The following is a 22,585-nucleotide window of genomic DNA, read 5'->3' as shown; positions in this document are numbered from 1 at the left end:
CGGGACAGGGGCGGGTCAGCCCAGCTTGCAGACTGACTCACGAGGTGTGCACCTGTTCCTCGACCACATATGCTTCTACACTGTCTACAGACGATCCCGGTCAGCGCACGCAGGCATGCCGCGCGCCGCTGCCCGACAACCGGTACACGGGGGATACACCATGTCCACAGCGTTCCAGCACGCCGGCCTGTCTCGCCTTGCCACGATCCTGCTGGCATCCAGTCCGGCTGCAGCCGGCCAGGAGAGCGGCGCCCAGCTCAGGCAAGCCGCCGTGCGCCTCCTGGCCGATGCTGCCGGCGTGGCGCACACCATGTCCCGCGCTCCCGGACTTGCGGCCTTGATCGGCAGCGCGCGTGGCGTCTATATCGTGCCCGCCTGCGACCACGCTGGTCCCGCGGTCGGCGCCGGGAGCGGTTCGGGCGTGCTGGTGCTGCGGCGCAGGGACGGGCACTGGGGGAACCCGGCGTTCTACACGACCGGCGGCATCAGCATCGGCCTGCAGGCCGGGGGCGAGGCGGGCCCCTTCGCCCTGCTGCTCATGAACCAGAAGGCGGTCGACCATGTCCGCAAGCGCAACAACTTCTCGCTCAGGGCCGATGCGGGCCTCACCGTGGTGAACTACGCACGCATGGCGCAGGGCACGACGGGTGGCGACGTCGTGGCCTGGTCCGGCGCCAAGGGCCTGTTCGGCAATGCGGCGACCATCGCGGTCGATGACATCCGCTACAACCAGCGCCTGACCCAGGCTCACTACGGCAAGCCGGTCAACGCGCTCGACGCGCTGGACGGCAGTCCGCAGGATCCGCAGGCGGAACCCCTGCGCACGGCGCTCGGCGAACGCGCAGAAGCGGTCTCGGCCCCGGACAGGTAGCGCACCTGGCATGCTCAGCGCGGCCGCAAGGCCGCGCCGAAGCGCGCCAGGCCGAGCCCGGACAGTACGGCGCCGATCGCCAGCAGGGCCAGCATGGGCCGCCACACCACCTCGAACCCGGCGCCACGGAACAGGATAGCCTGGCTCAGCTCGACAAAATGGGTGGTTGGCGCCAGCAGCATCAGTTCGCGCAGTACGGCAGGGATGCTCTCACGCGGCGTCGTGGCGCCAGACAGCATCTGCAGCGGCAGCATGGCCAGGATCACCAGCAGGCCGAACTGCGGCATGCCGCGTGCGCTTGCGGCCATCAGGATGCCAAGCGACGTGGTGGCGAACAGGTGCAGCGCCACCCCGAGCAGGAACAGGGGCAGCGAGCCCTGCAGACCAACCTCGAGCAGCCCGCGCAGGACCACCAGCAGCGCGACCATCGTTGCCAGCAGCACGACCGTCGCCATCGACCACAATTTGGCCAGCAGGATTTCGGCGCCGCGCACCGGCATCGCCAGCAGGTGCTCCACGGTGCCATGCTCGCGCTCACGGATGAGGGCGGCGCCGCTCAGGATCACGGCCAGCATGGTGACGTTGTTGATCAGTTCCATCAAGCCGCCAAACCAGGAAGGCGTGAGCGTTGGGTTGAAGCGGGCTCGCGCCACCAGCGCGACGCGTGCGGATGCATCGGCGCGCACCCCGTGCATGAAGGCGGCCACCTCGCCCAGTGCGATCTGTTCGATGTAGCCGCTGCCGGCAAACGCCTGGCTCATGCGGGTCGCGTCCACGTTCAGCTGGAGCGCGGCTGGACGCCCGGCCAGCACGCGGCGCTGGAAACCGGCCGGGATCACCAGCACGAACGTGGCGCTGCCGCGGTCCAGGCGCGTATCGAGCTGCGCCAGCCCGATCTGCTCGGGCGCCATGAACTGCGGGGCCAGGAAGGCCTGGCGGATGCGCAGGGACAGCGGCGAGACGTCTTCGTCGACGATCGCGAGCGCGGCCCGGCTCAGGGTGTCGGGTTGGGCCGTCGCGGCGATCCACACGGCCGCGGTGAAGCTGTAGACGATCAGACCGAGCATGACCGGGTCGCGCGCCAGGCTCCACCACTCCTTGACGCCCAGGCGCCAGATCTTGTACCAGGACAGGCGCACGCTAGCGCTCCTGGCGCGGCAGGGCCAGGATGGCCAGGCCGAGGATGACCGGCACGGCCGCCAGCAGCGCCAGCAGCTCGGCGCGCAGCTCGCTCCAGCCGAGCGCCTTGTTGAACACGCCGCGTGCGATGGTCAGCATGTGCGAGGCCGGGTAGCTTTCGCCGATCACGCGGCCCACGCCTTCCAGCGCGGCCACCGGGTTGATCAGCCCGCCGAACTGGATGGCGGGCAGCATGGTGCCGATCATGGTCAGGAAGATCGCCGCGATCTGGCTGCGGGTGAAGGCCGAGGCCAGCAGCCCGATACCGGTCGCGCAGACGCAGAACAGGAAGGCGGCGCCGGTCAGCGCCGTCACACTGCCCTTGAGCGGCACCCCGAGGGCCATCACTGCAACCAGCGTCATCAGCGCGAAATTCAGCATCGCGAGCACGATATAGGGCGCTGCCTTGCCGAGCAGGAATTCACTGCGGCGCAGCGGCGTGACGTACAGGTTGACGATCGGGCCCATTTCCTTCTCGCGCACCACGGACAGGGCTGCCTGCATTGCCGGCAGGTTCAGCAGCAGCAAGGCGATGATGGCCGGCACCATGGCCGGCAGGCTGCGCACGTCGGGATTGTAGCGAAAGCGCGTCTCGACGCTGGCCGTGGAGCCGCCTGCCACGGCCTCCCTTCCCTGCGCACCCGCTTGAGCGGCGCGGGTGCGCAGCCAGTGCGCGTGCATGCCGCGCACATAGCCTTCCGCCGTCTCGGCGCGCGGTGGATTGGCGCCATCGATCCAGGCGCCGACCTCGACCGGGCGGCCGCGCTGCAGGGCGCGCGCGAAACCAGCCGGGATTTCGATCGCCAGGGCCAGCTCGCCCGAGCGCATGCGGCGCTCCAGTGCGGCATAGTCGGCCAGCGGCGGCCGCTCGCTGAAGTAGCGCGAGCCAGCCAGGTTGAGCGCGTAGTCGCGGCTGAGCGCAGTATCGTCGCGGTCCAGCACGGCGTACGGCAGGTTTTCCACATCCATGTTGAGGCCATAGCCGATCACGACCATCAGAAGCAGCGAGCCGAAGGTGGCCAGCAGGGCCCGTACCGGGTCGCGCCACAGTTCCAGGGCCTCGCGCCGGCTGCAGGCCGCCGTCCGCCGCAGCCAGCCCAGCCGCACGGCGGCCCGCGCCCCGCGTGGCGGCAGGACCGGAGGCGGCAGGGCCGCCTCGGGATCCGCCTCGCGCAGGCAGGCGACGAACGCGCTCTCGAGACTGTCCGCGCCGTGTTCGCGCCGCAGCGCCGCGGGCGTGCCGCAGGCCAGCACCCGGCCGGCATGCATCAGGGCGACCCGGTCGCAACGTTCCGCTTCGTTCATGAAGTGGGTCGAGATGAAGATCGTCACGCCGTCCCGGCGCGACAGCGCCTGCATTTCGGCCCAGAAGCCGTCGCGCGCCACCGGATCGACACCGGAGGTCGGCTCGTCGAGGATCAGCAGCTCCGGCCCATGGACCAGGGCCACCGCCAGCGACAGGCGCTGGCGCATTCCCAGCGGCAGCGCATCGGGCATGGCGTCGAGCACGGGCTCCAGGCCGAAGCGGCGCGCCAGGTCGGCGCAGCGGCGGCGCCCCGCTTCCCCGCGCAGGTCGAACAGGCGCGCGTGCAGCAGCAGGTTCTGGCGCACACTCAGTTCCCGGTACAGCGAAAAGCCCTGCGACATGTAGCCGACCCGGCGCCGCGCCGCCAGGTCGTGGGGGTCGACCGGCCGGCCCAGTACCCAGGCCTGCCCGCCACTCGGCGCCAGCAGGCCCGTGAGCATTTTCATGGTGGTGCTCTTGCCGCAGCCGTTGGACCCGATGAAGCCAAAGATTTCCCCACGCGCGATGCGAAAGCTGAGCTCGCGTACGGCGACAAACTCGCCGAAGCGGCGCCACAGGCCGCGGGCCTCGACCGCAGGGCCAAGCTGCGCCAGTGCCGGTGGCGCGCCCATGCGCTCGGACCGGGCGGTCCCGTAGCCGGCGCGCCGGGCTGGTGGCAGCAGGCTCACGAAGGCTTGCTCCAGCGTGTCGGAACCGGTCCGGGTCAGCAGTTCGTCTGGCGTCCCGCTGGCCAGCACCCTGCCGGCATCGAGCGCCACCAGCCAGTCCATCCGTTCCGCTTCTTCCATGTAGGCCGTGGCGACCAGCACGCTCAGGTCCGGCCGCGCACGCCGTATGGCTGCGATCAGTTCCCAGAACTGGACCCGGGCCAGCGGGTCGACCCCGGTGGTCGGCTCGTCCAGGATTAATAGGTCGGGCTCATGAATGAGGGCGCAGCATAAGCCCAGCTTCTGCTTCATGCCGCCCGACAACATGCCCGCCTGGCGCGCCATGAAAGCGTACAGGCCGGTGCTGCGCGCCAGCAGTTCGATGCGCGCGCGCGCCGCACCGCTGTCGGGTCCGAACAGGCGCGCAAAGAACTGCAGGTTTTCCTCGACCGTGAGCGAGGGATAGAGGTTGCGCCCAAGCCCCTGCGGCATGTAGGCGATGCGCGGACTGGCGCGCACGCGCACGCCGGCCCGCCGCATGTCGCCGCCCAATACCTCGACCCGTCCATGATGGAAGCGGCGGGCGCCGGCCAGCACCGCGAGCAGGCTCGACTTCCCGACGCCGTCCGGCCCGATCAGGCCGCTCATGGCGCCGGCCGGCAGGGCGAGCGTGATGCCGTCCAGCGCGGTGGCGTGCCGGTAGCGCAGCACCAGGTTGTCGACCCGCGCGACGGCGCTGTCCCCGGGTCTCATGGCGCACTCCGCAAGGCCAGGGAGGGCGGCCACGGCGCGCGTGCGTCGAGCCTGATCCAGGCGACGCCAGGCACGCCGGCCTTGACGTAGTCGGCGTAGCGCAGCAAGACCTGGCGGTCGACCTGGGCCTTGACCCGGAACATCAGTTTCTCGCGTTCGCTCGCCGTTTCCACTGACTTCGGGGTGAACTGGGCAGCGCTGGCGACGTAGGTGACCCTGGCCGGCACGACGAAGCCGGGAGCGGCGTCCAGGCGCAGGCGCACCTCGGCGCCGAGCGCGACCCGGCCCGCGGCGGCCTCGGGCACGAAGAAGCTCATGTAGGCGTCGCTCAGGTCGATCAGGTTCAGCACGGTGCCGCCGCCGGGCAGCACTTCGCCCGGCTCGGCCACGCGGTACTGGATACGGCCGGCGCGCGGCGCCCGCAACTCCAGCTCGCGCAGGTCGGCATCGATGCCGGCGGCGGCAGCAAGCGCCACCTCGACGCTCGAACGCGCCTCGACCACCTGGGCGCGGGCCGCCTCGACGGCCGCCCCGGCCGCCTCGCGCTGGGCGGACGCCGCCGTGACCGCCGCCTCGACGCCACGCACCCGCGCCGTGTCGTCGTCGAGCTCCTGGGAGGACACCGCGCCGGCCTGCGCCAGGGTGGTGGAGCGGCGCAGGCGCCGTTGTGCGGCATCGAGCTCGCTCAGGCGCTGCACGACGCTCGCCGCGGCGGCGGCCGTATCGGCGCGGCGCATCGCGAGGCCGGCCTCGGCCTGGGCCACCGCGTCGCGCGCCTGGCGCGCGCGCGCGGCCGCTTCCGCCCGCTGTGCCAGCAGGGTATGCGGGTCCATGCGCGCCAGTACCTGTCCGGCTTCCACCATGTCGCCCTCGTCCACCAGGACTTCGGCGACACGCCCCGGCAGCCGGGTGGCGATGTCGATCTCGGTCGCCTCGATGCGGCCGTTGCCGCTCACAAAGCCCGGGCCGGGGTCGGCTTGCCGCCCCTTCCACCACGGCTTCGAGGCAGCGCCCAGCACCAGCACGGCGGCCAGCATCAGAAGTACGCCGAGGCGCCATCCCCGCAGGACACTCATGCTGTCTCGCAGCGGAACGGGCAGGCGCAGGGCATTTCTCTAGCAAATTTGATGTGCATCAAAGAATCCGCTGCAAGAAGCTTGAATGCTGTTTGCTCTTCAACGATCAAAGGGCACTCATCATGTTCCTCGAACGCATCTGCATTGCCACAGATGGCTCCGACCTGGCCATCCGTGCAGCTGAACTGGGGGTCTTGCTGGCCAGTTCGGGCGCGGGACGGGTGGTCGTGGTGTCGGTTGCGCAGCCACAGTTCCGCACCCCCGACAGCGACGGCGCGGCGCCAGACGCGCAGGCCGCACAAGAGGAATTCGAGCGCGCCCGCCACGCCGCCCGCGCCCACGCCGACACCGTCGGCCGCATCGCCCGCGGCAGCGGCGTCAGCTGTGACTACGCCACCCCGCTGGCGTCCAAGCCGGGACCCGAGATCATCCGTGTGGCGGAGCAACATGGCTGCGACCTCATCGTGATGGGAACGCATGGACCAAACGACGCCAATCGAATGTTCACGGGCGACGTGGCCGGCTACGTCCTGGCCAATTCCCCGATTCGGGTGTTGCTGCTGCGCGATCCGCATGAGGCCGCGCAGCCCGACTTCACCGAAGGGACGCTGGCCTGACACGGTTCAGGGAACGATCGCCACCTTCAGCACACCGTCGCGCTGGTTGGCGAAGAGTTCGTAGGCTTCCTCGATCCGGTCGAGCGGAAAACGGTGCGTCACCAGGGGCCGCAAATCGACGCGTCCCGACGCGACGATGTCCATCAGGCGCCGCATCCGGTGCTTGCCGCCCGGGCACAGGGTGGTCACGAGGCGGTGGTCGCCCAGGCCGGCGGCGAACGCGTCCACCGGCAAACTCAGCTTGCCCGAGTACACGCCCAGGCTCGACAGGGTGCCGCCTGGCCGCAGCGCGCGCAGGCAACTCTCGAAGGTCTGCTGGGTGCCGAGTGCCTCGATCGTCACGTCCGCGCCCTGGCCGCCGGTCAGTTCCAGGATCGCCTCGACCGGATCGGTGCTGCGGTAATCGATGACGTGGTCGGCGCCCAGCCGCCGGGCCATCTCGAGGCGCTCGGGAAGGCTGTCGACCGCGATGATGCGGCTGGCTCCGCGCAGGCGGGCCCCTGCGGTGGCGCACAGGCCGATCGGCCCCTGCGCGAACACGGCCACGGTGTCCCCAATGCGGATCGCCCCGTTCTCGGCGCCACCGAAACCGGTGCTCATGATGTCGGGGCACATCAGGACCTGCTCGTCGCTCAGCCCATCCGGCACCGGCGCCAGGTTCGCCATCGCAAACGGCACCAGCACATATTCCGCCTGGCAACCGTCGATGGTGTTGCCGAAGCGCCAGCCGCCGATCGCGTGCCCGCCGCACTGGGACTGGTGCCCCTCCAGGCAAGGGTGGCACTGGCCGCAGGGCGTGATCGCGCCCACCACCACGCGCTGCCCGAGCGCATAGCCTTCCACCCCCGGTCCGAGTTCGGCGATCGTCCCGACCGGCTCGTGCCCCACCGTCAGGCCCGGAGCGACCGGATACTCACCCTTCAGGATATGCACGTCGGTACCGCAGATCGTGGTCATGCTCACCTTGACGACCGCTTCGCCCGGTCCGGCACGGGGTACCGGCTTGCGCTCCAGCGCGATCCGGCCGGGGCCGGTAAACACTGCCGCTTTCATCATCTCCATCACATCCTCCTGTGGCGACGCATCACGGCCGCGACGAACCGCTCAGCGCGCCATCAGGACCGACAGTGTCGCGTCCTGCAGCACCTTGCGGGTGACGCCGCCGAGAATCAGTTCACGGAACTGGGAATGGCCGTAGCAGCCGATGACCAGCAGGTCGTAGGCTTCCTGCGCGGCCAGCGTGAGCAGTGCCTGTCCACCGTCGATGTCGCGGTCGAGGATCAGGATGTCGGCCTGGACCTCGTGCCGCGAGAGAAAGGCGGCGAGGTCCGCCTGGTGCGCCGCCTCGCCCAGGTCGCAATCGCCGCGCGGGCGGAACGCGACGACCGTCGTGCGCACCGCGCGCCGCATCAGGGGCAGCGCGGCCGACAGGGCTGCCGCGGCTTCCTTGCTGCCGTTCCAGGCGACCAGCACGTGCCGGCCCGGGCCGTGCGAAACGGGGGCGCAGGGCACGACCAGGACGGGTCGGGCGCAGGTAAGCGCCACGTATTCGGGAATGCGCCCGATGGTGTCGGTCAGGGCTTCGCTCGGGTCGTCCTGGCTGACCACCACCAGGTCGGCGAAGCGTCCGGCCAGCGCCAGCGCCTCGCTGGCCAGGTCGGCGACCAGCCGCTTCTCGAACGCGACCCCGGCCGCGCCGGCCGCTTCGGCGAAGCGCTCGAGCGACCACATGGCCTTGGCGTGCAAGGGATCGAAGTAGCTGGCTTCCAGGCTGCCGGGAGCCGCCTGATATCCATGAGGAAACACTTCGCGCGATACACCGAGCGCGGCAACGCCGATCAGATGCGCGTCGTGGTCGCGCGCCAGCCGGGCCGCGACCTGGATGCGCTTCGGCGCGTGCCGCGACGCGTCGACGTGTACGGCGATGGTACGGTAACTCATGGCCTACCTCCCCTTCCTTGCACCGATGTTGTTGTATTGATTAAACGCGAGGCCGGCGGTGACCCAGCAGACCGGGCAGCGCGCGTCGGGGGACCTGGCCCGCGGCCTTGGTCCGCTGCGGCGTCAGCGCCGCGCGGCGCGCGCCCGCCAGCACGCGCAGGGCGCAGAAGCGATGCAGCGACAGCAGGTCGGGCAAGGCGGCGAGCACCTCGCGCCCGATGCCGAGCTCGCCCGCCTCGATCCGGGGCGCGGCATGGTGCAAGGCATTCAGCAGCAGCGCGTTGTCGCGCCGCTGCTCGCGCAGGCCCGGCGTCCCGGCCGCTTCCATCAGCGCCTCCTCCTGCCGGAACGCGGCTTCAACAGCGTCAGTCAGCCTCGCGAAGGCCGCCGGGAAGGAAGCGTCCGGCGCGGCGGCCGCGGCGCGAACCTGGCCGAGGAGCGCTGTGCGCGCCTGGGCCAGCGCGCGCACGACGACATGCGGGCCTTGTGAAGAGAGAGGAACAGCACGTGTCATGATGCTCGCCCGAGGAGAAGGGACATGGGGGACCGAACCGGCAGTCTCCCCAGTCCACATCGTCCCGTCTTTGATCCACATCAAATGTGCCAATGTCGGACATTGGCGACGCAAAACACTTGCGGTCATACGCTGCATAACAGATAGTTTCCGCTCAATTTTGATACAGATCAAATGAATTATCGATTCAGTTCGCTAGGGTGGCGCTGACGATCAACGGCGAGGAAACCGATGAGCACCCGCAACCTCCACTACCTGTTCCGTCCGGCCTCGGTGGCGGTGATCGGCGCGTCCGACCGCCCGGGCAGCGTCGGCGCCACGGTATGGCGCAACCTGGTTGCGGGAGGGTTCGGTGGCGCCCTGTGGCCGGTCAACCGGCGCCACGCGCAGGTCGGGGGCCGCCAGGCCTGGCCACACATCGGCGCACTGCCAGGCGTGCCGGATCTGGCCGTGATCTGCACCCCGGCCCGCAGCGTGCCCGCCCTGGTGGAGGCGCTCGGCGCGGCCGGATGCCGCGCCGCGATCGTCCTCAGCGCCGGCCTGGACGCCCTATACGAGGAAGACCGCGCCACGCCGCCGCGCAGCCTGCGCCAGGCCATGCTCGATGCAGCCCGGCCCTGGCTGCTGCGTATCCTTGGCCCGAACTGCGTCGGGATGCTGGTGCCGGGCATCGGCCTGAACGCCAGCTTCGCTCCCGGCGGCGCCCTGCCGGGACGGCTCGCCTTCGTGGCCCAGTCGGGCGCCCTCGTCACCGCCGTGCTCGACTGGGCGGCGGCCCGCCGCATCGGCTTTTCCTGCTTCGTCTCCCTGGGCGACGGCAGCGACGTCGATTTCGGCGACCTGCTCGACTGGCTGGCGGCCGACCCGGATACCGACGCCATCCTGCTGTACGTCGAAAGCGTGCGCCAGGCGCGCAAGTTCATGAGCGCGGCGCGCGGCGCGGCGCGTGGCAAGCCGACCCTGGTGGTGAAGTCGGGCCGCGCGGCCGGTGCGGCGCATGCCGCCTTCAGCCATACCGGCGCACTGGCCGGCTCCGACCTGGTCTACGACGCCGCGATCCGGCGCGCCGGCATGCTGCGGGTGGACACGACTGCCGAGCTGTTCGATGCGGTCGCGATGCTGGCGCGCGCACGCGTACCAGGCGGCGCGCGACTGGCGATCCTGACCAACGGCGGCGGCCCCGGCGTGATGGCTGCCGACGCCCTGCTCGCCGCTGGCGGCGAACTGGCGCCGCTAGGTCCCGCCACCCTGGAGCGCCTGGAGGCCGTCCTGCCGCCACTCTGGTCGCATGGCAATCCGGTGGACATTGTCGGCGACGCCCCGGCCGCGCGCTACCATGCGGCGCTGCAGGCGCTGCTGGATGCTCCCGGCTTCGATGCCGTGCTGCTGATCCACGCCCCTACCGCCATCGTCCCGGGCGCCGACATCGCGCGCGCCCTGCTGCCCCTGGCGGTCGGGGCGCCGCGCCCGGTGCTGTGCTGCTGGATGGGCGGCCCCAGCGTCCAGGAAGCGCGCCGCCTGTGCATCGAGGCCGGCGTACCGGTGTTCGATACGCCAGAAGAGGCGGTGAAGGCCTTCCTGCAACTGGTCGACTACCGCCGCAACCAGGCCGTGCTGACCCAGGCGCCCGGCGCCGGTGAGCTGCCGGTGCCGGACCGGCGCGCCGCGCGCGCCCGGATCGATGCCTTGCTGGCGGCCGGCGCGCGCCAGATCGGCGAACGCGACACCAAGGCCTTGCTGGCGGCCTACGGCATCCCGACCGTGGCCACCGAAGCCGCCGTGGACCGGGCCGGCGCGCTGGCGGTCGCGCGCCGCATGGGCTTTCCCGTTGCGCTCAAGGTCCTGTCGCCGGACATCGCGCACAAGACCGACGTCGGCGGTGTCGCCCTCGACCTGGCCGATGAGCAGGCGCTCGGCGCCGCGCTGGACGCGATGCTGGCGCGGGTACGCACCCTGCGCCCCCAGGCCCGCATCGACGGCTTCACGGTGCAGCCGATGGTACGCCGGCCGCTGGCGCTGGAACTGATCGTCGGGATCAGTACCGATCCGGTGTTCGGTCCCGTCGTGCTGTTCGGCCAGGGCGGCATCGCGGTCGAAGTCACGGCCGACCAGGCGGTCGGCCTGCCACCCCTGAACCGGGTACTGGCCGCCGACCTGGTCCGGCGCACGCGGGTGGCGCGGCTGCTGGCAGGATTTCGCGGACGCCCGGCGGCCGATCACGACGCCCTGTACGACACGCTGGTACGCGTAGGCCAGATGGCGGCCGACCTGCCCGAACTTGTCGAGCTCGACATCAATCCGCTGCTGGCCGACGCCGACGGCGTGGTGGCCCTGGACGCGCGCATGCGGCTCGAACCCCTGCCCGCGGGGAATGACGGCAGCGCGCGGCTGGCGATCCTGCCTTACCCCGATGCGCTCGAACGCCAGGTCGACAGCAGCCTCGGTCCCCTGACGATCCGCCCGATCCGCCCCGAGGACGCGCCGGCCCACCTGGCATTCTTCCGCGCCCTCAGCCCGCAGGACGTGCACATGCGCATGTTCGGCATGATGCGCGACCTGTCGCCACAGCAGCTGGCGCGTTTCACCCAGATCGACTACGCGCGCGAAATGGCCTTCATCGCGACCAGGCCGGCCCCGGGCGGCCCGGAAACCCTGGGCGTGGCGCGGATCTGCTTCGATCCCGACGACCTGCGCGGGGAGTTTGCGGTGACGGTGCGCTCCGACCTGCAGGGCCGCGGCCTGGGCCATCTCTTGATGTCCTGCCTGCTCGACTACTGCGTGGCGCGCCGGGTCCCCCTGGTCGAAGGGGTGGCGCTGGGCGGGAACACGCGCATGCATGCGCTCGCGGCCAGCCTTGGCTTCGTGCTCGGGAGCGAAGCCGACGGCAGCGTCAGGATGCAACTTTCCTTGCCCCGGACGCCGTGATGGGCAAGCGCATCCTGATCATCCAGGGGCATCCCGATTCCAGCCAGCGGCACCTGTGCCATGCGCTGGCCGAGGCTTATGCCGAGGGCGCCCGCGCGGCCGGACACCTTGTCGAGACGTTCGAACCGGCGCAGCTGGCATTTCCGCTGTTGTCGGACCCGGCCGACTGGCAGGATGGCGCCGTGCCCGCCGTGCTGTTGCCGGCGCAGGAAGCGATAGCGCGCGCGCAGCACCTGCTCCTGATCTATCCGCTCTGGCTGGGCGACATGCCGGCGCGCCTGAAGGGTTTCCTGGAGCAGGTGCTGCGCCCCGGCTTCGCGATCGCACGCGAACCCGGCAATCCACTACGCTCCGGCCTGCTGGCCGGGCGCAGCGCACGCGTCGTCGTCACCATGGGGATGCCAGCTCCCCTGTACCGCTGGTTCTACCGCGCCCATGGCCTGCAGCTCCTGCGCCGCAACATCCTGCAATTCGCCGGCATCCGGCCAGTGGCCACGACGGTCGTGGGGATGGCCGGCGCGATGCCGCCGCGCCGCGTCGCCGCCTGGCGCGCTCGCTTGTACCAGGTCGGTACGCGGGCGGCCTGATCACGCCGTCGGGTGGCGCCAGGGCTGCCATACCTTCCATTTGCGCAACTCGAGTCCGCCGAGGGCCAGCAGCGCCACGCCGCCGGTCGCCGCCAGCGCCGACGCCGGCGGGGGCGCCAGGCTAAGGAGCCCCGCCAGCGCCGGCAACCAGACCGCGAGCCCCAGCAACAGCAGCGCCACGCCGACGATGCCCCAGAACACCGGATTCCCGGTCCGCAAGATGCGGATGACGCCGTGGCCCTGCCGGTTCGACACCAGCAGCGCCAGGTTGCCGAGCACCAGTCCGACGAAGGCGGTAGCACGCGCCTCGGGCTCCTGCAGCCACGCCAGCGCCCAGCCATACAGCGCCCCGAGCAGGCACAGCAGCCAGATGCCCTGCAGCAGCGCGCTGGCGATCGCCCTGCCGCCGAACAGGACGTCGCCTGGCGGGCGCGGTGGCCTTCGCATCAGGTCGGCTTCCGCCGGCTCGTTCTCGAACGCCACCGAGCAGGCCGGGGTGATGACCAGCTCCAGGAACACGATGTGGAGCGGGTACAGCAGGATTGGCCAGCCGAGCAGGGCCGGCAGCAAGGCCATGCCGGCGATCGGCACATGCGCCGCCATCACATAGCGCATCGACTTGCGCATGTTGCCGAAGATCCGGCGCCCCGCCGCGATCGCCTCGACCAGCGAGCTGAAGCGATCGTCGAGCAGGGTCAGTTCGGCGGCCTCGCGCGCGACGTCGGTGCCGCGCAGGCCCATGGCGACGCCGACGTCGGCGGCGCGCAGCGCCGGCGCATCGTTGACGCCGTCGCCCGTCATGGCGACCACGGCGCCCTGCCGCTGCAGGGCCTGGACGATGCGCAGCTTCTGCTCGGGCGCGATGCGCGCGCACACGCCGACGCCATCGAGGCGGCGCGCCAGCGCGGCGTCGTCGAGGGTGGCGATCTCGGCGCCGGAGAGGACCGCCCCCGGCCCATCCGCCGCCAGGCCCGCCTGGCGGGCGATCGCGCGCGCGGTCCCGGCATGGTCGCCGGTGATCATCAGCACGCGCAGGCCGGCGGTGCGGCAGGCGCCGACGGCAGCCGGGATATCGGCACGCAAGGGGTCGGCCAGCGCGGCCAGGCCGAGCAGTTCGAAGTCGAAGGCGGCCGGATCGGCGGGCCAGCGCGCGGTGCCGGCCGGCAGGCGCGCCTGCGCCACCGCCAGCAGGCGCAGTCCGTCCACGGCCATGGCGGCGGCCGCGTCCAGCGCCGCTGCGCGCTGCGCCGGGTCCAGCCGGCACAGCGCCACCACGGTCTCGGGCGCCCCCTTGGCGGCGGCCAGCAGCCTGCCGTCGCCCTCGTCCCACACGTGCACCAGCGCGCGCCGCGCCGGCGTCAGCCCGTATTCGTGGACCAGCGTCCAGCCGGCCGGCAACGCGCCTCCACCGGGCAGCGCCGGGCCGGCCCCGCGCCAGAATGCCCCATCCCTCGGGGCGCTGCCGAGGGCGCGGCGGGCGCGCAGCGCGCAGGCCAGCAATTCGCGCGGGGGCGGCGCCAGCGCGGCGCCCGCGGTGGCATGGTGGAGGACGCCAGCGCGCCACAGGCGCGCCACCGCCAGCCGGTTTTCGGTCAGGGTTCCCGTCTTGTCGACGCACAGGGCCGAGGTCGAGCCCAGGATCTCGATCGCCGCCAGGCGCCGGGTCAGGACCTGGCTGCGCGCGAGACGCCAGGCACCGATGGCCGGAAAGACAGTCAGGATCACCGGAAATTCGCCCGGCAACATCGACATCGCCAGGGCGATACCGGCCAGCAGGGCCTGGACCGGCTCGGCGCCGCGCGCGACCAGCAGCACGACCAGGGCCGCACTGACGAGCCCTCCGAGCAGCGCGAAGCGGCGCGCCAGCGCCGTGGTTTCGCGCCGCAAGCGCCCGGGCGGCGGCGCCAGCCGCCCCAGCGCGGCACCGATGCGGCCGATTTCGCTGCGTGCGCCGGTGGCGCGGATCCGGGCCAGGCCGTGCCCCTGCACCACCAGGGTGCCGGAAAACACCCATGGCAGGTCGGCGCCGCCGGGCGCGGGGGCGCGCGCTTCATTATCATCCTTCGTGGCCGCGATCTTGCCGACCGGGACCGACTCGCCGGTCAACAGCGATTCGTCGACCTGCAGTCCGGACGCCGCCAGCAGCAGGCCATCGGCCGGTACCCGGTCCCCCTCCCCAAGCTCGACCAGGTCGCCCGCGACCAGCGCGCCAGCCGGTATCCGCTGCGCACGGCCATCGCGCCATGCCAGGGCCATCGGCGCACCGAGCGCGCGCAAGGCCTGCAGCGCGCGCTGGGTGCGCCCCTCCTGGTACAGCGTCATCGCCACCATCACGCCAACCACGGCAAACAGGAACCCGCCTTCGAGCGGTTCGCCCAGCAGCAGGTAGAGCAGCGCGGCGCCCACCATCAACGCGTGCATGGGCTCGCGCGCGGCGTCGGCGGCGATGCGGGGCCAGCGCCGGCGGCCACTGTCGGGCAAGGCGTTGGGGCCGTCGCGCGCGAGACGGCGCGCTGCCTCCCCGCTGTCCAGGCCGGACGGAACGGCGCCCGGGTCGCGTTTCATGCGCCGTCCGGCATGGCCGGCGCGGCCAGTTCGACGCGATCGCGTCCGCCCTCCTTGGCCCGGTACAGCGCCGCATCGGCATCGGCAAGCAGCGCAAGGATGTCGCCATGCTCGGGCGCCAGCCGGGCAACGCCGATGCTGACCGTGCAGCTGAGCGTCGCAGCGGGCGTGGCCACCCGCAGCGCTGCCACCGCCAGGCGCATGCGCTCGGCGCAGGCCAGGGCCTTGGTTTCGCCGGTTTCGGGCATCACGCAGACGAATTCCTCGCCGCCGACCCGCCCGAAATAGTCGCTGGCGCGCAGCGCGCCGGCGCACGCCCTGCTGACCGCGCACAGGAGCGTGTCGCCGGCCGGATGGCCCCAGGTATCGTTGACCCGCTTGAAATGGTCGATATCGACCATGGCGATCGCCAGCGGATGGCCGTAGCGGCGCGCCAGCGCGATGTCGTGGCTGGCCAGCTCCAGCAGATAGCCGCGCGCCAGCACGCCGCACAGGCTGTCGTGGCGCGCCGAATAGGCCAGCGCGCGCTCGGCCATGAAATCCTTGCGCAGCAGGCGCCCCTGGAACAGCGCAACCGCCGCCAGCAGGCCGCACATGGCGGCATACACCAGCAGGCAGCTGGCGAACACCGCTTGTGGCAGCACTGCGGCGCCCACCACCGCGAACAGCAGGGCCGGCGGGGCGACCAGGGCCGCCAGGCGTGACAGGCGCGGCTCGACCAGGGCGAGCGGAAACATCGTACCGGTGATCGCCGGCAGGGCCAGCACCAGCCCATCCGGCAGCAGGCTGGCGCTGAGGATCATCGCGCCGACATGGGTGGTGTAAACCAGCCTGCAGCGCCAGGCCACCGGAATGCGCCCCCCCCAGCGCAGGTAGCCGAGTGCGCCCGCCAGCACCAGCGCGAGGCGCAGCGAGGCGGTGGTGGCGGCGTGTTCCGGCGCGATCCAGTAGTCCCAGGCGCTGAACAACAGGACGCCGCACCCGAATGCGATGCCGAAAGCCGGCAAGGCGTCGGACAAGCCACGGTCGAGCGCCTGCCCGAACTCGCGCTCGTCCTCAGGAGACAGTCTGCCGGATAGCGCGGCCGCCTGGCCGAGCAGGCGGCGCCAGGAGCCCGGCTCGGGCATGGCAGCCTGCGCGGGGATCCTGGGCCAGAAAGGCGCCGGCGACTGCTTTCCCGCTCGCACCGGTCTGCCTCGTCAGCCGGGCAGCGGTGGTGGGCGCAGCACCATCACGGCCATCGGCGCATAGTGCAGCACGGCCTGGGTCACGCTGCCCGCCAGCAGGCGGCTCAGGCCATGCCGACCGTGCGAGCCCATGACGATCAGGTCGCAGCGCTGCTCGTCCGCGGTGTCGATGATCGCCCTGGCGGCGTCGAGCGCATTGCAGGTCAGCGTGGTGCAGGGAACGCCCGCCTTGCCGGCCCGCGCGGCGATGGCATCCACGCATCCCCGCGCGTGCTCCAGCAGCGCCTCGGCCTGCGGGCCCGGATCGTAGGCGATGGCGCCTTCGACCGACTGGAAGGCGGGCACGGGTACGGCGACGGAAAGCGCCACGATGGCGCTGCCCTGCCCCCGTGCAAACGCGATGGCCGTGTCGACCGCCGCTTCGGAGACGGGCGAGCCGTCGGTCGGCACCAGAATGCGTTGGTACATATTTCCTCCGTTCAGCGGTGCACCAGCACCGGAATCGCGCTGTGGACCAGCACTTTCTGGGTTTCGCTGCCAAGCAGCAATCCCTTGATGCCGCGCCGGCCGTGCGAGGCCATCACGATCAGGTCGCACATGTGCTGGCGCGCACTGGCAATGATAGCCTCATAAGGTTCGTCCGACACCACTTGCACGCCGGTACAGGGCACGCCAGCATCGCGCGCGGCGGCCAGCACCTCGTCCAGCAGGCGCTGGCCGCGCGCCTGGCTTGCCTGGGCATACCCTTCGGGCGTCTGCTCGAGCATGTCGCTATCGGTGGTCAGGGTGTGGAACTCGGGCGTGGCCGTCATCGCCACCAGTTCGGCACCGGTGGCGCGGGCGAAATCGATGGCGCTCTGGATGGCGCGCCGGGATGCTTCCGACCCGTCGGTCGGCAGCAGGATACGCTTGTACATTGGTCACCTCCGAAAAATGAACAACGAGGGTTCAGGCGGCTTCGGCGCAGCGGTGTACAGGATGGTGTCCGCCGACGCGCCTGGTGTCGGGACCTGCGGAACAAATGGGCAACACAACAGGTTGCGATCGACATGCGAGCGCGATACGAGCAGTCTGTGCCTCTGATTCAGCAAAATCTTTGATGCACATCAAAGAATCCAGCACGGGCGCGGCTGTGGTCGACGTTTGCAGGACAACGCATTGGCCGTAGCGGCGCCATTTCCTGTTGCCGACATGGCCGTCGTTGATAGCGCAACGATGATGCATCGAGGCAAACGTACAACCAAGTTTGCTATACTAATTGCATAAAGGTAATATGCACCGTCGCTGACTGTCCTGCTCGCCCGCCCCCGGTACACTGCAAGCCCAGCCCATGAGCTCCCTCTTCGAGCACGAGATAACCGAACATTTGCACGAAAGTGCACGCTCACTGGTCTACCGTGCCCGCGGCGCCGATGGCAGCGCGTTCATCGTCAAGCTGCCAAAGCAAGCAGCACCCTCGCGTCAGCAGCTGGCACAGTTCAAGCGCGAATATGCGATCGCGCTCCGCTGCCGCCATCGGGGCGTGGTGCATCCACTCGCGCTGCAACTGCACCGTGGTCGCTGGACCATGTTGCACGAGGATATCGGCGGCCTGTCGCTCGACAAGGTGCTGCGCGCGCGCATGGCGGCCGGAGCTCGGCCCATCCAGGCCGGCCTGGGGCTGGATGATTTCCTGGACATCGCCCTGCAGCTGTGCGCAGCGCTCGAGGAAGTGCACGCGCAAGGGGTGATCCACAAGGACATCAACCCATCCAATCTCGTATGGAATGGCGAGCGGCGCCTGCTCCAGCTGATCGATTTCGGGATTGCGAGCGAACTCCCGCACGAACACCCGGGCATCGTCAATCCGGCCGCGCTGGAAGGCACGCTGCGCTACATGGCGCCGGAACAGACCGGACGAATGAACCGCCGGGTCGACTACCGTACCGATTTCTACGCGCTCGGCGCGACCTTCTATGAACTCCTCGCCGGCCAGCCGCCATTCACCGCGGATGACGAGATGGAGCTGGTCCATTGCCATATCGCGCGCGAGCCCGACTGGTCGCATCCGGCATTGCGCGCGCTGCCCGGCCGGCTGCTGGCGATCGTCCAGCGTCTGCTCGAGAAAAATGCCGAGCTGCGCTACCAGAGCTTGCACGGGCTGCGTAGCGACCTCGACTCCTGTCGTGCGGCGTCACCGGTACGGGGGCCCGGGCTATCCGATCACAACGAACGTTTCCTGATCCCGCAAGCGCTGCACGGGCGCGACGATGCGATCCGCGCATTGCTGGAGGCCTTCGAGCGCAGCGCCGCCGGACAGCGCACGATGCTGTGGGTAACCGGTTATCCGGGCATCGGCAAGTCGGCGGTGGTCAACGAGGTGCAGAAACCGATCGTCGCCCGGCGTGGCTGCTTCCTGGCTGGCAAATCCGACCAGTTCCAGCGCGACGTGCCCTACGCGTCACTGGTCCAGGCTTTCCAGGAACTGGTGCGCCAGCTTCTTTGCGAGCCCGATGCCTCGGTGCAACAATGGGCGGCCAGGCTGCGCACGGCCCTTGGTAGCGGACTGGGCGTGATAGTCGAGCTGATTCCGGAGCTGGCGCTGATCGTCGGCCCCACCGCGCCCGCGCCCGCGATGACGCCGGAGCAGGCCCAGCTCCGCCTGCACCGCGTGTTTCCCCGTTTCGTCGACGTCTTCGCGGCCGCGGGCCGCCCGCTGGTGCTGTTCCTCGACGACCTGCAATGGGCCGATACGGCAACGCTGCGGATGATCGAGCTCGTCATGCGCTCGCGCGAAAAAGGCCATATCCTGCTCATCGGCGCCTACCGTGACAACGAAGTCGACGCGCTCCATCCCTTGGCCGGGCTGCGCGACCGGCTGCACGCGGGTGGCTTGCACGCGCCCACGCTGGCGCTGGCGCCCTTGACCGAAGCGCAGGTGGGGCGCATCGTGTCGGCCGCCACGCGCGTGGCGCCGTCCGACTGCATCGCGCTGACCCGGCTATGCTTCGGCAAGACCGGCGGCAACCCGTTTTTCCTGAACCAGTTCCTGGCCTCGATCCATGAGGCAGGCCACCTGCGCTACCACGCCACTGAGGATTGCTGGGATTGGGATCTCGCCACGATCAGGCAGGCCGATCACACCGACAACGTCGTCGACCTGCTGATCGACAAGATCCGCCGCCTGCCCGCCACGACGCAGCGCGTGCTGCAACTGGCGGCGGCGATCGGCAGCCGGTTTTCCCTCGACATGCTGGCGCTGGCCATCGAATCCGGCCCCTGGGACACGCAGCATGTGCTGTGGCCCGCGCTCGACGCGGGACTGGTCCAGCCGCTCGACGGCAGCTACAAGTACGTCGACCTCGACGCGCGCGACAGCCCGGTTGCCTACCGCTTCCTGCACGACCGCGTGCAGCACGCCGCGTACCTGATCGTGGATGCCGACACGCGCGCAAGGAATCACTTGCGCGTCGGCCGGCTCCTGATGCGGCACACGCCGCAGGAACGGCAGGACGAGCGGCTGTTCGAGATCGTCGAGCAGCTCAACGCCGGCCGTGCCTCCCTTGTCGACGCCGCCGAACGCGTGCAGCTGGCGGAGATGAACCGGCGCGCCGGCGCCAAGGCGCGCCGTTCGGCGGCCTTCACGACCACCCTGGAGCACATGCGCATCGGTCTCGCGCTGTTACCGGCGGATGCGTGGCGCAGTCATGCCGGCCTCTGGCACGACCTCCAGCTCGGCATGGCCGAAGCGGCCTACCTGTGCGGACAGTTCGACACCGCCGAGGCGATCTATCCCCTGGCACGCGCGCGCAGTCCGGCTCCGCTGCAGCAGGCACGGTGCATCGCCGTCCAGGCGCACCAGTACCAGTTGCAGGGCCGCCTGCAGGACGCCATCGCCGTGCTGCGCGACGGACTGGCGCTGCTGGGATTCGAGATTCCGCACGACGTCGCGCAACAGAAAGCGCGCTTCGACGCGCTCCTCGCCGATATCGCGCGCCTGCATGGCACGCGCGCGCCCGAGTTGGTCGCCAGCGAGCTGCTGGAGGCTCGCGAGATGGCCGATCCGGTCGCGGTGGCGGCCCTGCCGATGATGCATGCGCTGTGGATGGCCGCTTACTATGCCGGCCAACAGGAGCTGTGCCAGCTGATGGTGCTGCTGATGACGCGCTTGTCCACGCTGCAGGGCAGCAGCGACTTCAGCGCCGTGGCGTATGTTGCTTATGCCTCCATTCTGGCGCTGCAGGACGGCGACCATGCGCGCAGCCACCGCTTGGGCGCGATGGCGCTGGCGCTGGCCAGAAGCCGCACCAACCTGCAGGCGCGCACCCAGACGGCCTTGATGTTCGCGGCGCTGGTCAGCCACTGGACACGGCCGCTGCGCAGCTCCGACGCGCTGTACGAGGAAGCGTTCGGCTGGGCGCTGGAAATCGGCGACTTCGTGCAGGTCGGCGTGGTGGCGGCGGTGCGCGCGACCGAGCGGATCATCCTGGGGGACTATTTGCCCGACCTGCTGCACGCCATCGAGCGCGACCTGGCGCTGATGCGCGCCAACGGGCAGCAGGCCATGGCCGATTGCTGCGTGGGCGCGGCGATCCAGCCGATCAAGTGCCTGATGGGCCTCATCCCGCGTAGTGACAGCTACGATGACGCGGGCTTCAGCGAAGCCGGCTTCCTCCAGCAATATGGCGGCTCGAACCTGTTCCGCGCCTACTACCTGCAGGGGAAAATCCGCAACGCCTACCTGTTCGACAGCGCCGATGCCGAAGCGCTTGCCAGCCAGGTCGGCATCGTGATCCGGATGATGCGTGGCCAGGCGAAGGTACCCGAGACGAGTTTGTACGCAGCGCTGATCTGGATCCGCGCCTTGCGGCGCGATCCCGCCCGTGCCGATGCGGCCGAGGTGCTGGACAGGATCGACGCCTTGCAAGCCAGTCTGGCCAGCTGGGCCAAGCTCGGACCAAGCGATCTCGGCGCCAAGTACGCGCTGGTGCAGGCGGAGGTCGCACGCTACCGCCAGGACCTGGCGTTGGCGACGCGGACTTACCAGCGTGCGATCGACGCCGCCGGCCAGGCTGCTTACGTCAACATCCAGGCGCTGGCAAATGAGCTGTGCGGCGAATGCTGGATCGACCAGGGCCTGCCGCGGGTGGCCGCGGTGTTCATCAGGGATGCCATCGCCTGCTACGCGCAATGGGGGGCCGAGGGCAAGGTGACGCAGATGCGCGACCGCCACGGCGCCTTGCTGGCAAAAGCGGACGACGACGGGTTGCAGTCGCATGCAGGCACGCTGACGCGAGGCGCCGCCGCGCTCGACCTGGCATCGCTGCTGAAGGCGACGCAGGCCGTCGCCAATGAAGTGGGCGTGCGCAAGGTACTGCAACGCCTGATTGCCGTCGCGCGCGAAAACGCCGGGGCCCAGGTGGCGCGCCTGCTGCTGCTATCCGACGGGGTGGTCCGGCTGGAAGCGGATGTCGATGGCGATGCCGTTACGGTCCTGCAGGCGCGCCAGATCGATCTGGACGCCGCGAGCGACCCCCAATTCCCGTTGTCGCTGCTGCGCTACGTGATCCGTACCGGCGTCGCGGTCATCGAGGACGATATCGCGCAGGGCTCGCGCTTCGCCGCCGATCCCTACGTGCTGCAGCAGCGGCCACGCTCCGTCATGTGCCTGCCGGTGCGGCACGCGGGCAATATCGACGGCATCCTGTATTTCGAGAACCGGCTTGCGGAAGCTTCGTTCACCGACGAGCGTGTCGAGTTCCTGCGCATGCTCGGCGCCCAGTCGATGATCTCGATCGCCAGCGCGCAACTGCACGACAGCCTGGAGCAGCGCGTGGCCGAACGCACCGCGCAACTGGAAGAGGCCAACCGCAAGCTGGCCACCCTGTCCATCACCGACGGCCTGACGGGCCTGGCCAACCGGCGCCGCTTCGACGAGTATCTGCGCAGCGAGTCGGCGCGGGCCGCGCGCGCCGGCCAGCCGCTCGCCGTCATCATGCTCGACGTCGACCACTTCAAGAAGTTCAACGATCGCTATGGCCATCAGGCCGGCGACGCCTGCCTGATCCGTGTCGCGCATGCGCTGGCGGCGGGCACCCGCCGCAGCGGCGACCTGGCGGCACGTTATGGCGGCGAGGAGTTCTCGATCGTGCTGCCCAATACCGGCGCCGGGCAGGCGTACGCCATTGGCGAATCGCTGCGCGGCGCGATCGACGCACTCGGCATCGCCCATGCCGGCGCGGCCATGGGCCGTGTAACGATCAGCGTCGGCATCGCGATCCAGGCGTCACAGGAGGCCGGCGATCCGGACACGCTGATGCGCCGCGCCGACGTCGCCTTGTACCGTGCCAAGGAGGCGGGACGCAATCGCGTTGAACTGGGCGCGGATGCAGCGTGAAACGTTCTTGCATCCTTGCCGGGTGCCCGGTTGCCCATCCG

15 protein-coding genes are annotated in these 22,585 nt (G+C 70.3%); 5 read left to right on the top strand and 10 right to left on the bottom strand.

What is annotated here, in order from left to right:
- The first annotated feature begins 160 nt into the window (after window positions 1–160).
- Window positions 161–871 carry a lipid-binding SYLF domain-containing protein gene (locus LCI23_RS15455; protein ID WP_224947335.1) on the top strand — a complete coding sequence of 237 codons (711 nt, stop codon included), beginning with the start codon at window positions 161–163 and terminating at the stop codon, window positions 869–871.
- A gap of 14 nt (window positions 872–885) precedes the next feature.
- Here the strand turns inward: LCI23_RS15455 and LCI23_RS15450 are convergent, their stop codons facing one another.
- The 3 genes from LCI23_RS15450 to LCI23_RS15440 are packed head-to-tail and all read right to left on the bottom strand — an operon-like array spanning window position 886 to window position 5,832.
- Window positions 886–2,010, bottom strand: coding sequence for an ABC transporter permease (locus LCI23_RS15450; RefSeq protein WP_224947334.1), 1,125 nt, complete (start codon window positions 2,008–2,010; stop codon window positions 886–888).
- Between the two features lies 1 nt (window position 2,011).
- Window positions 2,012–4,756, bottom strand: coding sequence for a ribosome-associated ATPase/putative transporter RbbA (gene rbbA, locus LCI23_RS15445; RefSeq protein WP_224947333.1), 2,745 nt, complete (start codon window positions 4,754–4,756; stop codon window positions 2,012–2,014).
- Window positions 4,753–5,832 (bottom strand): HlyD family secretion protein, encoded by a 1,080-nt coding sequence (locus LCI23_RS15440; RefSeq protein WP_374041181.1) that lies wholly within the window; start codon window positions 5,830–5,832, stop codon window positions 4,753–4,755. The genes rbbA and LCI23_RS15440 overlap by 4 nt, the downstream gene beginning before the upstream one ends.
- A gap of 122 nt (window positions 5,833–5,954) precedes the next feature.
- On the opposite strand from LCI23_RS15440, the gene LCI23_RS15435 reads away from it, so the two are divergent.
- Window positions 5,955–6,449 carry a universal stress protein gene (locus LCI23_RS15435; protein ID WP_224947332.1) on the top strand — a complete coding sequence of 165 codons (495 nt, stop codon included), beginning with the start codon at window positions 5,955–5,957 and terminating at the stop codon, window positions 6,447–6,449.
- Between the two features lie 6 nt (window positions 6,450–6,455).
- On the opposite strand, the gene LCI23_RS15430 is transcribed toward LCI23_RS15435, so the two are convergent.
- Genes LCI23_RS15430 through LCI23_RS15420 form a run of 3 tightly spaced genes read right to left on the bottom strand, consistent with a single transcriptional unit; the run spans window position 6,456 to window position 8,904 of the window.
- Complete coding sequence (locus tag LCI23_RS15430) at window positions 6,456–7,511, bottom strand: NAD(P)-dependent alcohol dehydrogenase (RefSeq protein ID WP_224947331.1); 1,056 nt, start codon at window positions 7,509–7,511, stop codon at window positions 6,456–6,458.
- A gap of 42 nt (window positions 7,512–7,553) precedes the next feature.
- Complete coding sequence (locus LCI23_RS15425) at window positions 7,554–8,390, bottom strand: universal stress protein (RefSeq protein ID WP_224947330.1); 837 nt, start codon at window positions 8,388–8,390, stop codon at window positions 7,554–7,556.
- Window positions 8,391–8,430: 40 nt separating this feature from the next.
- Entirely contained in the window at window positions 8,431–8,904 is a 474-nt protein-coding gene (locus tag LCI23_RS15420; RefSeq protein WP_224947329.1) for a hypothetical protein, read from the bottom strand.
- A 231-nt stretch (window positions 8,905–9,135) separates the two neighbouring features.
- On the opposite strand from LCI23_RS15420, the gene LCI23_RS15415 reads away from it, so the two are divergent.
- On the top strand, window positions 9,136–11,829 hold the full coding sequence (locus LCI23_RS15415) for a bifunctional acetate--CoA ligase family protein/GNAT family N-acetyltransferase (protein WP_224947328.1): 2,694 nt from the start codon (window positions 9,136–9,138) through the stop codon (window positions 11,827–11,829).
- Complete coding sequence (locus tag LCI23_RS15410) at window positions 11,829–12,416, top strand: NAD(P)H-dependent oxidoreductase (RefSeq protein WP_224947327.1); 588 nt, start codon at window positions 11,829–11,831, stop codon at window positions 12,414–12,416. The genes LCI23_RS15415 and LCI23_RS15410 overlap by 1 nt, the downstream gene beginning before the upstream one ends.
- Here the strand turns inward: LCI23_RS15410 and LCI23_RS15405 are convergent, their stop codons facing one another.
- The 4 genes from LCI23_RS15405 to LCI23_RS15390 form a co-directional block, all read right to left on the bottom strand.
- A complete protein-coding gene (locus LCI23_RS15405) occupies window positions 12,417–14,981 on the bottom strand; it encodes a cation-translocating P-type ATPase (RefSeq protein ID WP_224947326.1) in 2,565 nt (854 codons plus the stop codon). It abuts the gene before it with no gap.
- Window positions 14,978–16,108 carry a GGDEF domain-containing protein gene (locus LCI23_RS15400; protein ID WP_224947325.1) on the bottom strand — a complete coding sequence of 377 codons (1,131 nt, stop codon included), beginning with the start codon at window positions 16,106–16,108 and terminating at the stop codon, window positions 14,978–14,980. The genes LCI23_RS15405 and LCI23_RS15400 overlap by 4 nt, the downstream gene beginning before the upstream one ends.
- 72 nt (window positions 16,109–16,180) lie before the next feature.
- The gene (locus LCI23_RS15395) at window positions 16,181–16,636 is read right to left on the bottom strand and encodes a universal stress protein (RefSeq protein ID WP_224947324.1); all 456 of its coding nucleotides are present in this window, start codon (window positions 16,634–16,636) and stop codon (window positions 16,181–16,183) included.
- Window positions 16,637–16,647: 11 nt separating this feature from the next.
- Window positions 16,648–17,085, bottom strand: a complete 438-nt coding sequence (locus LCI23_RS15390) for a universal stress protein (protein ID WP_224947323.1) — start codon at window positions 17,083–17,085, stop codon at window positions 16,648–16,650.
- A 413-nt stretch (window positions 17,086–17,498) separates the two neighbouring features.
- On the opposite strand from LCI23_RS15390, the gene LCI23_RS15385 reads away from it, so the two are divergent.
- Window positions 17,499–22,544 carry a diguanylate cyclase gene (locus LCI23_RS15385; RefSeq protein ID WP_224947322.1) on the top strand — a complete coding sequence of 1,682 codons (5,046 nt, stop codon included), beginning with the start codon at window positions 17,499–17,501 and terminating at the stop codon, window positions 22,542–22,544.
- The last annotated feature ends 41 nt before the right edge of the window (window positions 22,545–22,585 follow it).

The organism is Massilia sp. MS-15, assembly GCF_020176695.1.
GTDB classification, from domain to species: Bacteria; Pseudomonadota; Gammaproteobacteria; order Burkholderiales; family Burkholderiaceae_D; genus Telluria; species Telluria hydrophila.
Note: the sequence above shows the minus strand (reverse complement) of the source record. Positions and strands in the feature narration are given on the sequence as shown.

What these genes read in the sequence shown, in the direction of transcription:
- LCI23_RS15455 (WP_224947335.1), top strand. Translation starts at nt 161, where the DNA reads ATGTCCACAGCGTTCCAGCACGCCGGCCTGTCTCGCCTTGCCACGATC.
- rbbA (WP_224947333.1), bottom strand. Translation starts at nt 4,756, where the DNA reads ATGAGACCCGGGGACAGCGCCGTCGCGCGGGTCGACAACCTGGTGCTG.
- LCI23_RS15440 (WP_374041181.1), bottom strand. Translation starts at nt 5,832, where the DNA reads ATGAGTGTCCTGCGGGGATGGCGCCTCGGCGTACTTCTGATGCTGGCC.
- LCI23_RS15435 (WP_224947332.1), top strand. Translation starts at nt 5,955, where the DNA reads ATGTTCCTCGAACGCATCTGCATTGCCACAGATGGCTCCGACCTGGCC.
- LCI23_RS15430 (WP_224947331.1), bottom strand. Translation starts at nt 7,511, where the DNA reads ATGGAGATGATGAAAGCGGCAGTGTTTACCGGCCCCGGCCGGATCGCG.
- LCI23_RS15425 (WP_224947330.1), bottom strand. Translation starts at nt 8,390, where the DNA reads ATGAGTTACCGTACCATCGCCGTACACGTCGACGCGTCGCGGCACGCG.
- LCI23_RS15420 (WP_224947329.1), bottom strand. Translation starts at nt 8,904, where the DNA reads ATGACACGTGCTGTTCCTCTCTCTTCACAAGGCCCGCATGTCGTCGTG.
- LCI23_RS15415 (WP_224947328.1), top strand. Translation starts at nt 9,136, where the DNA reads ATGAGCACCCGCAACCTCCACTACCTGTTCCGTCCGGCCTCGGTGGCG.
- LCI23_RS15410 (WP_224947327.1), top strand. Translation starts at nt 11,829, where the DNA reads ATGGGCAAGCGCATCCTGATCATCCAGGGGCATCCCGATTCCAGCCAG.
- LCI23_RS15405 (WP_224947326.1), bottom strand. Translation starts at nt 14,981, where the DNA reads ATGAAACGCGACCCGGGCGCCGTTCCGTCCGGCCTGGACAGCGGGGAG.
- LCI23_RS15400 (WP_224947325.1), bottom strand. Translation starts at nt 16,108, where the DNA reads ATGCCCGAGCCGGGCTCCTGGCGCCGCCTGCTCGGCCAGGCGGCCGCG.
- LCI23_RS15395 (WP_224947324.1), bottom strand. Translation starts at nt 16,636, where the DNA reads ATGTACCAACGCATTCTGGTGCCGACCGACGGCTCGCCCGTCTCCGAA.
- LCI23_RS15390 (WP_224947323.1), bottom strand. Translation starts at nt 17,085, where the DNA reads ATGTACAAGCGTATCCTGCTGCCGACCGACGGGTCGGAAGCATCCCGG.
- LCI23_RS15385 (WP_224947322.1), top strand. Translation starts at nt 17,499, where the DNA reads ATGAGCTCCCTCTTCGAGCACGAGATAACCGAACATTTGCACGAAAGT.